This window comes from Flagellimonas abyssi, from assembly GCF_019457905.1.
In the GTDB taxonomy this organism is placed as follows: domain Bacteria; phylum Bacteroidota; class Bacteroidia; order Flavobacteriales; family Flavobacteriaceae; genus Flagellimonas; species Flagellimonas abyssi.
Window position 1 is genome coordinate 91,428 of record NZ_JAHZSV010000003.1, and the last position, 13,489, is coordinate 104,916.

A 13,489-nucleotide genomic window follows, 5' to 3' on the forward strand; every position below is an offset into this window, starting at 1 on the left:
TTCGTCAACATTGTGCATTGCTTTTTATTCAATGTGCTCAACAAGAATTTCAACTGAATTAACATCCTTATCTATGATTAACAAAATCATTGATTTTTCAATCAATAACAAATTTATAATCGGTCTGTTTACATTGACTCTTATAGGTGTCGGTATCTGGTCAATGGCAACGGTAAATCTTGGGTCTGTGCCAGATATTACCAATAATCAAGTGCAAGTCATCACACAATCGCCCAATTTGGGAACGGAAGATATTGAACAGTTCGTAACCTATCCCGTAGAACTATCTATGGGTAATTTACCAGGCGTTACAGAAATAAGATCTATCTCACGCTTTGGCCTTTCCGTAGTTACTATCGTTTTTGAAGACGATATGGGAACCTATCTTCCTCGACAGCTGGTACAGGAAAAACTAAACGAACTGGGCGAATCTATCCCTGAAAAATTTGGAAGTCCATCTATGGGTCCCATCTCTACTGGTTTAGGTCAGATCTATGAATACACTATAAAGCCAGAGGAGGGTTTTGAAAACAAGTATTCGCCTATGGAACTGCGCACCGTGCAAGATTGGGTTATCAAACGACAACTCACATTACTGGAAGGCGTGGTAGAGGTCAACTCTTATGGAGGCAGTATTAAACAGTATGAGGTCGCTGTCAACCCAGATAAGTTGAATAGTTTGGGTATTAGTATTTCACAAGTGTATGAGGCTCTCGCTCGGAACAATGTGAATACAGGCGGTGCTTACATAGAAAAAAATAAAATGTCAAATTTCATAAGAGGTGAAGGTCTTATTCGCTCTTTGGAAGACATTAAAGATATTTCGATTATTAACGAGGGCAACATTCCCGTAACTATTGGAGATGTTGCAACACGCGTCCATTTTGGGAATCAGGTACGTTATGGTGCTTTTACGCAAGACGGTAAGGAAGCCGTGGGAGGAATAATAATGATGCTAAAAGGTTCAAACCCTAATGCGGTTATTCAAAATGTTAAGAATCGTATGGCAGAAATTGAAAAATCCCTGCCAGAAGGTCTCACTATCGCCCCTATCATTGATCGTAGTGAGCTAATTGCCAGAACGACCGATACCGTTAAAACCAATTTACTGGAAGGTGCCCTAATCGTGATATTTGCCCTTGTTTTATTGTTGGGTAGTTTAAGAGGTGGCATCATAACGGCCACGACCATACCGTTGTCCTTGCTTTTTGCCTTTATCTTAATGAAGCAATTTAATGTATGGGCAAACTTAATGAGCTTGGGAGCTATAGACTTTGGGATTATTATAGATGGTGCCGTGATTATTATAGAAGGAACGGTGTATGAGATCCAAAAACGGATTAGGTCTGGAAAGCTAAAATTCAATCAAGGCGTAATGGATAAAGTAGCCTATGATGCCGGAACCACGATGATGGGTTCTGCTTTTTTCGGGCAGATCATTATACTTATAGTTTTTACACCTATACTTTTCCTTACAGGTGTAGAGGGTAAAATGTTCAAACCGATGGCATACACCTTTGGTTTTGCTATGATAGGTGCAATTATTCTGTGTCTTACGTATGTCCCAATGATGTCTGCGCTTTTTATGAAACCAGTTCAAAACACCAAAAGCTGGTTTGGCAAATTTGAGCGTTGGCTTGAAAAGATAAGTGATAAAATTATTGGTGCTATACATAATGCTTATAAGCCATTATTAAAAGGCGCACTACGGCTTAAGCTTATCGTGTTATCATCTGCTGCTGTTCTGCTTATTATTGCTGGATTTATATTTTCTAATATGGGTGGAGAATTTGTGCCGCAGCTCGATGAAGGAGATATAGCAATGCAGGCGTTTATAAGACCAGGAAGCTCGCTCACAGAATCCATTGAAGTTTCAAAGAAAATAGAAACTATCCTATTAGAAAATTTTCCTGAAATTAAAACGGTAACAGCACGTATGGGTGTGGCAGATATACCTACAGATCCTATGCCTATGGATATTGCAGATATGTATATCATCCTTAATAAGGATATGGACGAGTGGACAACTGCTTCTACTAAAGAAGGTTTGATTGAAGCCATAAGGGATAAACTGGATGATGAACTCGTCGGGGTTAATTTATCATTTACCCAACCGGTCGAATTAAGATTTAATGAGCTTTTAGAAGGCGTAAGAGAGGATATTGCAGTAAAGCTATATGGCGAAGATTTAGAGGTGTTATCAGACAAGGTTCAGGAAATGGCAGCTATTATAAAGACCGTTCCTGGCGCGGGCGATGTGAGTGCAGAACGTACAGCTGGACTACCACAAATGACCGTAAAGTTCAGACGAGATAAAATGGCGCAATATGGACTGGATATTCAAAAAGTAAATGATTACATAAGTACTGCTTTTGCAGGTGGTACCGCTGGCGTCATTTTTGAAGGCGAGAAACGATTTGATCTGGTGGTACGATTTGATGAAAGCCATAGAAAAAGTATTGATGACCTGCGCACGATGTACATCGATCTTAAGGATGGAAGCCAGGTACCCATTATTGAAATAGCAGAGATTGAATACGTGCCTGGACCTATGCAAATCTCACGTGACAATACGTATAGAAGAACCTATGTAGGTGTAAATGCACGAGGCAGAGATGTGGAGTCTGTTGTAAAAGATATACAACAAAAGTTAGATGAAGAACTGGACTTGCCATCAGGATATTATATTACCTATGGTGGAGAGTTTGAAAACCTACAAAGCGCTAAGGATCGTTTAACAATTGTTGTGCCCATCGCCCTGTTCTTGATATTTGTACTGTTATACTTTGCCTTAAAATCCTTTTCACAATCGCTAATGATTTACATCGCGATTCCCTTGGCGGCCATTGGTGGTGTGTTTGCTTTATGGCTTCGAGATATGCCATTTAGTATTTCGGCAGGTGTAGGATTTATTGTGCTATTTGGTGTCGCAGTTCTTAACGGGCTGGTACTTATTAACCGATTTAATTCTTTAAAGGAAGAAGGTGTTACAAGCATAAAGGATAGAATATTTCAAGGGACTAAAGAACGTATTCGCCCCATTATGCTCACGGCTACCACAGATATTTTTGGGTTTTTACCTATGGCATTTTCCACATCAGCCGGTGCAGAGGTGCAACAACCGCTCGCTACGGTAGTTATTGGTGGGATGCTTACGGCCACCCTACTCACGTTGATAGTACTTCCTGTACTCTATATCTTTATAGAAAAGCGACGTGAGCGCAAAGACCAGAACAAGATTGGTTCGTTTAATCCGCAAGCATTGACCACGATTTTAATACTTGGTTTTATGTTAGGTGGTACCGCTTTGGCGAAAGCGCAACAAACACAAGCACCTGTGCCAGACCTCATTGTTCAGGATAGCATTACACCCATTACCTTATCTCGGGCTGTAGAAATTGCCAAAGAGAATTATCCAGCACTCAAGACGAGCCAACTCGAAATAGAAAGACAGAGCGCACTCACGGGCAATGCCTATGACTTCGGTAATACTAAAGTATTTACAGGTGGCGAAGAAGTGGCAGATGGTCAGGGCATTTATACCTTGATAGGTATCGGGCAACAAAATATTGATCTATTGGGAATAGGTGCCAAAAAACGCTTGCAACAACAACGCATCCAGTTAGCCGAAACAGCTTTTGACCTATCTGAAATCCAGATAGAACTGGAAGTCAAAAAAGCCTGGTCAGAAGCTTTTCAGGCAAAGAAGAAATTTGTTCTTTATCGAGAACTGGACAGCATTTATGGTCAATTTGCACAATCTGTAGAACTCAATTTTGAAGTCGAAGCCATTTCGAGACTGGAATATGCTGCTGCGCGCAATCAAGCGTTACAGATAACCAACAGGTTTCAGCAGGCAGAAACAGATTATTTAATCGCATTACAAAAACTCAATCTTTGGTTGACACCAGATACGATGTACACCGTAGCTGATGAATTTGAAGCTACCGAAATTTCGGTGTTAGAGACTGATGATACATTGGATGAACATCCCGAGTTATCGCTTTCGCGAAAGCGTATAGACGAAGCACAAGCAAGCTATGATGCAGCAAGGGCAAGCTTACTGCCCCAGTTTAATCTGCAAGGTGGCCTGCAACGTGTAAATGGCGATAGTGGTTTCTACACCTATCAGGCAGGGATTTCCATACCGCTGTTTTCTGGCCCAGACCGCAGCCGCGCAAAAGCTGCTAAACTGGATGCACAGATTGCAGAAACCAATGCCGCATTCAAACAACGCGAGCTGCAATCCCAATATACACAAGCACAGCAAAATTATACACGATGGCGAGATACTTGGTTTTTCTATAAAACCGAAGCTCTGCCACTTGCCATAGACCAGCGCAAAGGCGCATTGCTCGCCTACAAAGAAGGTGCGCTTGATTATGCAGCATTCACGCAAATTATACGTGATGCCATACAGACCGAAATGGATGCGCTGGACGCACTCGATAATTATTTAGAAGCCTTGTTTAAACTACAATATTTCCAAAACTAAAAAAAGATGAAAAAATTAAAATATATACCGATTACCACAATGCTTATGGCATTGACATTATTCAGCTGTGGCGAGTCAAAAACTGAAGATGGCCACGATGAAGCCACCCATTCTGAAACAGAAGAAAATCACTCTGAAGGGGAAGATGAAGAAGATAATATGGAAGGCGAAACTAAGGAAGTAATGCTCACGGCACAGCAGTTTGAAGCCTTACAGATGGAAATTGACACGCTCTCACAACGTTATATGAGCGGTTATGTAGAAGCAAATGGCACGCTGGAAGTACCACCCCAAAACGAAGCATCCATTACCGCCATAACAGGAGCAAATGTGGCATCCATAGAAGTAATAGAAGGTGATGAAGTGAAAAAAAATCAAGCGGTTGCCTATCTCTCACATCCCAGCATCATACAGATACAGAGCGATTACTTAAATGCACACAGCAACAGTCGGTTTTTAAAACAAGAATACGAACGTCAAAAAAGGCTTTATGAAGCTGGTGTGGCATCTGGTATGAATTTCCAAAAGGCAACGGCAGACTATCAGTCATCTACCGCAATGGTAAACGGGCTGGAAGCACAATTGCGACAGTACAACATCAATGTGAATGGCGTGCGCAATGGCACTATCTACCAGCGTGTTGCATTGCGCAGTCCCATTGCAGGGGTTGTAGAAAAAGTTTTTATAAAAACTGGACAATATGTGGAGCCACAGACCAACCTAATGGAAATAGTAGATACAGACCACGTACACGCAGATTTAATGGTTTTCGAAAAAGATGTTGATAGGGTAAAGAAAGGTCAACAAGTACGATTTAGCGTTCAATCAAGACCAGGAACGGAACTCGTTGCCGAAATTTATTCAGTAGGAAAAACCTTCGAGCAAGATCCTAAAGCGGTGCACGTACACGCAGAAATTGAGAACAAAGGTGGTGGTCTTATCTCAGGAATGTACATTAAAGGTAGGATTGAAGTTGATAACGATGAAACCGCTGAAACCGCATTACCAGAAAGTGCCATTATTACAGAAGGTGGTAGGGATTATGTGTTTAAAGCGCAAAGGGAAGGCAACACTTGGAGTTTTATACCAGTAGAAGTCACTACGGGCGAGAAGGATGGTGACTGGATAGCCATACGTTTTTTTGAAACCCCAGACCCAAATACTCATTTTGCCTTTAATAATGCCTATTACCTTATGGGAGAGATGAAAAAAGGGGAACTTGGTGACGATGATTAAAATGGAATGAAAGAAAAAAGAAAGAAAAACTTAAAAGTAGCAAGAACCTTACAGATTTGGAACGTCATCTACGATGTTATTGAAGTTGCGGTCTCGCTTATTGCTGGATTTACAGCAAATAGTTCGGCTCTGATAGGTTGGGGATTGGACAGCACGATTGAAGTGGTTAGTGCGGGAACATTAGGCTGGCGACTACACGGCGAGATTAAAGGTATCGATGAAGAAAAAGTAAAACGAAGACAAAAAATCACGTTAAACGTAATTGCAGTTTCCTTTACGCTCATCTGTATTTTCATTTCCTACGATTCCATTACAAAGCTTATAAATAAAGAAACCGCAAACTGGAGCACGATGGGACTGATTATATTATTGGTTTCCCTGGTTGTAAATCCTATCCTGATCTATTTCAAAAGAAAGTATGGAAAGAAATTAGACAGTCCAGCCTTGCTGGCTGATGCTAAAGACACCTTTATTTGCTTATACCAAACCGTGGTCGTACTTATAGGATTGCTATTGGTCAACTGGTTAGGCTGGTGGTGGGCAGATCCTGTGGCGGCATTACTTATCGTTCCGTACGCTGCAAAAGAAGGCTATGAAGCCTACAATAAAGCTAAAAATATCAATTATAACACCGCACAAAATGACTGAAATTGAAAAAACATTAAATGACCATAACGTGCGTCCCACCGCAATGCGCATCTTGATTTATAAGTATATGGCCGATAGGGATGCCGCCATCGCCCTGACTGATATTGAGAATGCTTTCGCAAAAGCGGATAGAACCACATTGTACCGAACCCTAAAAACGTTTGAAGAAAAAAACGTGGTGCATCACATAGATGACGGAACTGGAATCTCTAAATACGCACTTTGTGAAGAAGGCTGTAATTGTGAAATAGAACAGGATTTGCATTTACATTTTCATTGCACTAACTGTGACGAAACAGTTTGTTTAACGGAACTAAAAATCCCGCATATCAATTTGCCAGATGGATATTTGGCAGAGGATGTTAATCTCGTGGTTACGGGAATATGCGAAAAATGCAGCAGTAATTTACTTTAATAAACAAACGAACAAATTAGATTGATTTTGAAAAAAAGCACTTTTATAATAACTAAAATGGACTGCCCTTCAGAAGAGCAGATGATTCGGATGAAGTTAGAGTCTTATGCTCAAGTAAAACACTTGGATTTTGATATTCCAAACAGAAAATTGGAAGTATATCACGTGGACGACGTCAAGGCGATAAAAACGTCTATAGCCAGCTTAAAACTTGGGGATTCCTTAGAAGGAACCACAGAAGCCGAACCACCCGTAATGGAAGACCAATCCAAACAAAAAAGAATCCTATGGTGGGTCTTGGGCATCAACTTTGGCTTTTTCGTTATCGAAATGACCACCGGTTGGATTTCTTCTTCGATGGGTCTTGTGGCAGACTCATTAGATATGCTGGCAGATTCCATCGTATATGCATTAAGCCTATTTGCGGTAGGCGGTGCCATTTCAAGAAAAAAGAAGGTTGCGAAATACAGCGGATACTTTCAGATGGCATTGGCAACACTTGGGTTTGCAGAGGTCTTGAGAAGGTTTTTTAGCAATACCGAAACACCCTTGTTTCAATGGATGATTATCGTTTCAATTTTCGCATTGGCAGGTAATTTGATATCGCTCTGGCTCATCAACAAGGCAAAGAGTCAAGAGGCTCATATGCAGGCAAGTGCCATTTTTACATCCAATGATATTATTGTTAATGGTGGTGTTATAGTAGCTGGGGTGCTGGTTTATTTTCTGAATAGTAAATGGCCCGATTTAGTGATTGGCGGCATCGTTTTCACTTTTGTAATGCGCGGTGCATTGAGAATATTGAAATTATCGAAGTAGTTTTTAAAATGATATCAAACTTGATTAGAACATATGAAAAAGAAAAAAATAAACTTACGTGACTTAGAACCAAAAAAACAACAAGGCGAGCACAGTCACGACGATGGCCATAACCATAGCAGCCCTGAAGAAATTTCAAATTTCAGAACCTATCTACCGGCTATTTTCAGCTTCGTAATGTTGATAGCCGGAATTGCTATTGATTACTTTGATGCGTTTCCTTTCTTCAAAGGATGGATTCGCGTAGTATGGTACACGGTAGCCTATATCCCTGTGGGATTCCCTGTAATAAAGGAAGGCTGGGAAAGTATTAAAAAGGGGGATTTCTTTACTGAATTCTTCTTAATGTCCATTGCAACCCTCGGTGCTTTTGCCATAGGCGAATACCCTGAAGGTGTAGCCGTTATGCTATTTTATGCCGTGGGCGAACTCTTCCAAAATGCGGCCGTTAACCGTGCTAAGGGAAATATAAAAGCCTTACTCGATGTAAGACCCAATGAGGCTTTGGTTTATCGTGATGATGATTTTGTTTCAGTAAATCCCGAGACTGTTGAGATTGGCGAAAAGATACAGGTGCGTGTAGGCGAAAAAGTTCCGCTTGATGGCATTCTGCTTTCTGAAAAGGGTTCTTTTAATACTGCTGCCTTGACAGGCGAAAGCAAACCTGATACTATTGCTAAAGGTGATACTGTTTTTGCAGGAAGCATAAATCTTGATGGCGTAATCGAGATTGAAACCACAAAAGAATTTAAAGACAGTTCCATTGCACGAATTTTGGATATGGTGCAGAATGCAACCGCCAGAAAATCAAAGACCGAATTGTTCATTAGAAAATTTGCACGGATTTATACACCAATCGTGGTATTCCTCGCTATCGGACTTACTTTTCTGCCTTACTTTTTTATAGATGATTATGTATTTAGGGATTGGCTCTATCGAGCATTGATATTCCTCGTAATTTCCTGCCCTTGTGCGCTGGTCATTTCCATTCCTCTGGGCTATTTTGGCGGATTGGGTGCGGCATCGCGAAACGGTATTCTATTCAAGGGTGCATCCTTTTTGGATGCAATGACCCAAGTAAACACGGTCGTAATGGACAAAACAGGAACCGTTACCAAAGGCGTTTTTAAAATCAAGGAAATCAATTCCATCACATTTGAGGAAGCCGAATTTATGAAATACCTGATGGCGATGGAAGAACAATCTACTCATCCCATCGCAAAAGCAATTCTCGAATACAAAGCGGACGGGTCAGATTATGAAGCGACAGATGTATCGGAAGTTGCCGGAAAGGGATTGAAAGGAAAGGTCAACGGGAAAACGGTATTGGTAGGTAACAAAGCCTTGATGACCTCAAACAGCATAGAAGTCCCTTCGGAAACAGATGGTATTGTAGAATCAATCGTTATGGTGTCCATAGATGGAACATTTGCAGGTTATGTTACCATTGCAGATGAATTAAAGGATGATGCGCACCAAGCCATTAAACAAATTAGGGATGCAGGAATTTCCAAAATTATAATGCTATCGGGTGACAAAGACTCAATTACACAACAGGTTGCAAAAGAGTTGAAAATCGATTGGGCAAAAGGCGGACTGTTGCCTGAAGATAAACTCAATGAGGTTGAAGAGCTCAAAAAGCAACCCGAAACCAAAGTAGCATTTATTGGCGATGGTATTAACGATGCACCCGTTTTGGCAGCAAGTGGTGTAGGTATTGCAATGGGTGGTTTGGGTAGCGACGTTGCTATAGAAACAGCCGATGTTATCATACAGACCGACCAACCCAGTAAGATTGCAAGAGCGATTAAAATTGGTCGTTCAACGCGACGAATTGTCTGGCAAAATATTGCGCTTGCATTTGGTGTCAAGGTCATAGTCCTCATTCTCGGTGCAGGTGGATTAGCGACAATGTGGGAAGCTGTTTTTGCTGATGTGGGTGTGGCGTTTTTGGCTATATTGAATGCGATACGATTGCAGAAGATGGAATGGAATTAGTACATTCATGAAAATTCATTATTTCATGTATGGCTAAAAACGAACCCATCAAGCAACAATACATACCACGGTCTTACCTGAAAAATTTTGGTGTTGAAGGTAATAACGGCAACTATTTTGTTGATGCTTACAGATTGGAAGATGATTTGCTTCTTGAACAGATTAGTACAAAAAGTATTTGCTTTCAGAAAAATCTTTATACGATTCCGAATGCCGAGATTGATAGGAAATACGATTTGGAATATCATTATGCCGAACACGTCGATTCTGAATTCCCTAAGATTTATAAACTACTTGTCGATGAAAATGTGAAGATATTGACCTCTGAGCAAAAAAGGCAAGTACTATACGTCTGCCTATCCCTTTATTTTAGAACCCCGAGGTTTCTTAATCATCAGAACGCATTTACCGACCAAATTTTAGATAGAATGTTATTGTACGCCGACGAAAACGGCGATGTGAAATTTACATTTGAAGAAGAAAAGCACGAATTCAATATTAAGGATATTGGTAAAGTTAGACACGAATTTAAAGAGCGTAACAGGATTAAATTCTTGGTTCAACATTTGGAAAAATGGAAAGAATTTGTGGATTTCAAATATGATTGTACTATAAATGTCCACCGAATCAATGATGAGGATGCACCATTAATTACTTGCGATAATCCGGTATCAATACGCGGCGTAAAATCAACTCGATTTGAAGGCCTTTTTAATCCTGACTCAGTAATAACTTTGCCTTTAGATACCAAATACTACTTAGAAATCTTTCCAAACAGTATTGCTGATGGTCAAACCAGAATTAATAGGATGGTTCACGATAGGGACTATGTTTTTACTACAAATGGAATCGTTCAGATTAATGCTGAGAAATTGATAATTGGAAAACCGGGTACGATAGAACGACATTTTGAAATTCAATCGAGTTACGAGGATTCTGAAAATGGGGAACAATTTGTTGAAAAGGCAAAGTACAAGTTAGAGCAACTTCAGAAATTTACCGAACTTTTTGAAAAAAAGGGATTAACTTCAAAAGAAACCGTTGGTCAACTGAGAAAAATGCTAAGTCATGAATATTTCAAAGATGAAGACCAACTTATTCAAATGAAAAGGCTACTTATTGCTGCCGGACATTGGAATCAGAATCCGAAATAGAAATATCATAGTCCCCTATTTTTTTCACTGGTGCTACAAAAACTCGGTAGGCATTCGTCTATAAAAACTAAAACAAAGAACCAATCCAACTTCCTAAATAATATGTCTACAGTTTTAGTATATAAGTATTTGCTTAAATAATGATATATTTGTAGACGCGTTAAGTTAAAATTGATGAGCTTGGAAATAACCTGTACCCGGAATGAAGCCGACCATAAACAAATATCACGGTGCAAGAGGACAATAGAAAATTCTTCCGATAGTTTTAAGGCCATGAGCAAAATTTTGGCCCTTGCCGGAAGTGAGGTACGACTGAAAATCCTATTTCTTTTGAACATAGAAAATGAATTGTGTCCTTGCGATATTGCTGACATTCTTGAAATGAGTGTCCCCGCGGTATCCCAACATATCCGTAAAATGAAGGATGCAGGAATTATCACATCGAGACGTGAAGGTCAAACATTATATTATTCGTTGGTAAAGAGTGAGGATAATGTTTTAAATGGAATTTTCAGTTCAATTTCGATAAGAAAGAAAACAGCTTAGAAAGTTTAAATTATGGCATCGAATAATACTTCAAACACCGCGGCCTATACCAGTATTTTTACCGCAGTTGCAGCATCAATATGCTGTATTACCCCTGTCTTGGCACTGATTGCTGGAACAAGCGGCATTGCATCTACCTTTTCCTGGGTCGAGCCGTTTAGACCCTATTTTATCGGCTTGACCATTATTGTTTTGGTATTTGCATGGTATCAGAAATTACGGCCAAAAACAAAGGAAGAAATAGATTGTGCCTGTGACGATGATGCGAAACCTACATTTTGGCAATCCAAACAATTTTTGTTCATCGTAACCGTATTTTCGGGATTGATGCTGGCCTTCCCGTACTATTCCAACTTATTTTATGCACAGCCCACAAAGGACATCGTCTATGTCTCTCAATCCAATATCGAAAAGCACACGTTTTATGTTGAGGGAATGACTTGTGTGGGTTGTGAGGCACACGTAGAAAGTGAAGTCAATAAGTTGGATGGAATTATTTCGGTAAAAACCAGCTACGAAAATGCCAACACCATAGTGGAATTTGACAAGACCAAAACCGATTTGCCCGCAATCAAAAAAGCCATAAACAGTACAGCTTATAAAGTAGTCAAATAATGAGACCTCAGTTAATATCAACAATTACTTGCCCAAATTGCGGGCTTGAAAAAGAAGAGGAAATGCCAACAACGGCCTGTCAATTCTTTTATGAATGTGACAATTGCAAAAAAGTCCTTAAGCCAAAAGAAGGGGATTGTTGTGTCTTTTGTTCCTACGGTACTGTCGCTTGTCCACCTATTCAGAATAACGAAGATTGTTGCTGATTGATTGCCTACACAGTTCTCTAGTAAAAGAAAACTTTTTCGGTGCATTTAAAAACAGTTCATTTTAACGGCCCTTTTTTTGAACTTCTTTTCTATTTCAAAAATTCTGTTGTCATTCGGTCACATTTGTGGTCTCTTTTATTTGTTTCGTTAATTGACCTTTTATGGGACTTAGATTCATAAATCTAATACTGAAGCTAACGCATGTAATAAATGTGATACTTTTTCAAAAAATTATGCTATAAAGGATTAAAAAGCATAGAAATAGCCCAATTTGAATCAAATAATACCGAGCTTAATTTAAAACCAGTTTTGCGTGCAAATTGCGTGCAAATGAAAAAAGCTCCAAAAGTTAAAAACTCTTGAAGCCTTACTGTTACTGTGGAGAATACCGGATTCGAACCGGTGACCTCTTGCCTGCCAGGCAAGCGCTCTAGCCAACTGAGCTAATCCCCCAAAGAGAGCGCAAAGGAAATACTTTTTTCCCAAAGTATCAAAAATTGAGCCCTTTCCTTAATCTTTTTTAACGCTGAGTACCAATACCGGTATCTTTACGAAGAACTCCGACTTCTGAATCGTGTTCTTTTCCCATAGTTTTTTAAAGAATCCACGCTTTCTGCGGAACACGCACAACATGTCCGGATGCTCTTTTTGGAAATACTCCGTCACCCCTAAATACGTGGTACCGTTTTCTGTAATCGTCAATTGTGAGCTCAAATCCATCAAAGCTGTGTTCACTTTAAGATCGTCCTCGGTATAGCCGGGTCTCTTTACCAACAAGAGACTGACTTCTGATCTAAACTTGTTCTTGATCATGATCAATGGGGTCAAAATACTGCTCCGTTTTAAAATTCCCGACCCAAAAGCCGTCAATATTTTCTTGACAGGTTTAAACGTTGTTCCTTTAGGAACGATCAAGGTTGGGATTTCCGTCTGCTTTATTATTCTACCGGAGGTGTTGCCCAAGTAAAGTTCCTCCTGTATATCGTTACTTTTTGGAGCTATAATGATCAAGTCAATACCAAGTTCTTTATTGATGCTCTTTAATCCATCGATGATGTCACCATTGTAAGTGGCCAATTTTATTTCGACCCCTTTCGTGTCTACCTGATCAATAACTTCCTTTAAATGTTCCTTACTGCTTTTGGCTACTTTTTCTTCCACATTGGCCAAACTTCCTACGGCTGTGGTTACATTAAATACGTCCATTACATAGATTTGAGCCCCAAAATTGGATGCAAAATCAACGGCGTATTGCAATGTTTGATGAGAATCTGGAGAAGTTCCAATAGGTACAAGTATATTGTTCATGGTTTGGTGATTACGATTAAACCTTAAATTTACAATTAAATTGAAA

At 39.8% G+C, this 13,489-nt stretch carries 11 protein-coding genes and 1 tRNA gene; 10 read left to right on the forward strand and 2 right to left on the reverse strand.

Annotated features, from left to right (window positions below; all coding sequences use genetic code 11):
* Positions 1-73 precede the first annotated feature (73 nt).
* The 10 genes from K1F36_RS03100 to K1F36_RS20065 all read left to right on the forward strand — a co-directional run bounded on the left by K1F36_RS03100 (position 74) and on the right by K1F36_RS20065 (position 12,132).
* A complete protein-coding gene (locus K1F36_RS03100) occupies positions 74-4,495 on the forward strand; it encodes a CusA/CzcA family heavy metal efflux RND transporter (RefSeq protein ID WP_116216547.1) in 4,422 nt (1,473 codons plus the stop codon).
* Positions 4,496-4,501: 6 nt separating this feature from the next.
* Positions 4,502-5,731, forward strand: a complete 1,230-nt coding sequence (locus K1F36_RS03105; protein ID WP_116216548.1) for an efflux RND transporter periplasmic adaptor subunit — start codon at positions 4,502-4,504, stop codon at positions 5,729-5,731.
* A gap of 6 nt (positions 5,732-5,737) precedes the next feature.
* Positions 5,738-6,379, forward strand: coding sequence for a cation diffusion facilitator family transporter (locus K1F36_RS03110; RefSeq protein WP_116216549.1), 642 nt, complete (start codon positions 5,738-5,740; stop codon positions 6,377-6,379).
* Complete coding sequence (locus tag K1F36_RS03115; RefSeq protein WP_116216550.1) at positions 6,372-6,794, forward strand: Fur family transcriptional regulator; 423 nt, start codon at positions 6,372-6,374, stop codon at positions 6,792-6,794. The genes K1F36_RS03110 and K1F36_RS03115 overlap by 8 nt, the downstream gene beginning before the upstream one ends.
* A gap of 27 nt (positions 6,795-6,821) precedes the next feature.
* Positions 6,822-7,613: a cation efflux transmembrane domain-containing protein gene (locus K1F36_RS03120; protein WP_181898143.1), complete on the forward strand. Its 792-nt coding sequence runs from the start codon at positions 6,822-6,824 to the stop codon at positions 7,611-7,613.
* Positions 7,614-7,646: 33 nt separating this feature from the next.
* Positions 7,647-9,611, forward strand: coding sequence for a heavy metal translocating P-type ATPase (locus K1F36_RS03125; RefSeq protein WP_116216551.1), 1,965 nt, complete (start codon positions 7,647-7,649; stop codon positions 9,609-9,611).
* Between the two features lie 29 nt (positions 9,612-9,640).
* Entirely contained in the window at positions 9,641-10,765 is a 1,125-nt protein-coding gene (locus K1F36_RS03130) for a DUF4238 domain-containing protein (RefSeq protein ID WP_116216552.1), read from the forward strand.
* A 174-nt stretch (positions 10,766-10,939) separates the two neighbouring features.
* Positions 10,940-11,311 (forward strand): ArsR/SmtB family transcription factor, encoded by a 372-nt coding sequence (locus tag K1F36_RS03135; protein ID WP_116216553.1) that lies wholly within the window; start codon positions 10,940-10,942, stop codon positions 11,309-11,311.
* A gap of 12 nt (positions 11,312-11,323) precedes the next feature.
* Positions 11,324-11,926, forward strand: a complete 603-nt coding sequence (gene merTP, locus K1F36_RS03140) for a mercuric transport protein MerTP (RefSeq protein ID WP_099546398.1) — start codon at positions 11,324-11,326, stop codon at positions 11,924-11,926.
* The gene (locus K1F36_RS20065) at positions 11,926-12,132 is read left to right on the forward strand and encodes a GDCCVxC domain-containing (seleno)protein (protein WP_099546397.1); all 207 of its coding nucleotides are present in this window, start codon (positions 11,926-11,928) and stop codon (positions 12,130-12,132) included. Before merTP ends, K1F36_RS20065 begins: the two co-directional genes overlap by 1 nt.
* Before the next feature lie 382 nt (positions 12,133-12,514).
* On the opposite strand, the gene K1F36_RS03145 is transcribed toward K1F36_RS20065, so the two are convergent.
* Both K1F36_RS03145 and K1F36_RS03150 read right to left on the reverse strand, forming a co-directional pair.
* A tRNA-Ala gene (locus K1F36_RS03145) sits at positions 12,515-12,588 on the reverse strand.
* Positions 12,589-12,645: 57 nt separating this feature from the next.
* On the reverse strand, positions 12,646-13,443 hold the full coding sequence (locus K1F36_RS03150) for a universal stress protein (protein ID WP_220112509.1): 798 nt from the start codon (positions 13,441-13,443) through the stop codon (positions 12,646-12,648).
* Between the last annotated feature and the right edge of the window lie 46 nt (positions 13,444-13,489).

Bases quoted from the DNA above. Each gene is read 5' to 3' on its own strand.
- K1F36_RS03100 (WP_116216547.1), top strand. From the start codon at position 74: ATGATTAACAAAATCATTGATTTTTCAATCAATAACAAATTTATAATC.
- K1F36_RS03105 (WP_116216548.1), top strand. From the start codon at position 4,502: ATGAAAAAATTAAAATATATACCGATTACCACAATGCTTATGGCATTG.
- K1F36_RS03110 (WP_116216549.1), top strand. From the start codon at position 5,738: ATGAAAGAAAAAAGAAAGAAAAACTTAAAAGTAGCAAGAACCTTACAG.
- K1F36_RS03115 (WP_116216550.1), top strand. From the start codon at position 6,372: ATGACTGAAATTGAAAAAACATTAAATGACCATAACGTGCGTCCCACC.
- K1F36_RS03125 (WP_116216551.1), top strand. From the start codon at position 7,647: ATGAAAAAGAAAAAAATAAACTTACGTGACTTAGAACCAAAAAAACAA.
- K1F36_RS03130 (WP_116216552.1), top strand. From the start codon at position 9,641: ATGGCTAAAAACGAACCCATCAAGCAACAATACATACCACGGTCTTAC.
- K1F36_RS03135 (WP_116216553.1), top strand. From the start codon at position 10,940: ATGAGCTTGGAAATAACCTGTACCCGGAATGAAGCCGACCATAAACAA.
- merTP (WP_099546398.1), top strand. From the start codon at position 11,324: ATGGCATCGAATAATACTTCAAACACCGCGGCCTATACCAGTATTTTT.
- K1F36_RS20065 (WP_099546397.1), top strand. From the start codon at position 11,926: ATGAGACCTCAGTTAATATCAACAATTACTTGCCCAAATTGCGGGCTT.
- K1F36_RS03150 (WP_220112509.1), bottom strand. From the start codon at position 13,443: ATGAACAATATACTTGTACCTATTGGAACTTCTCCAGATTCTCATCAA.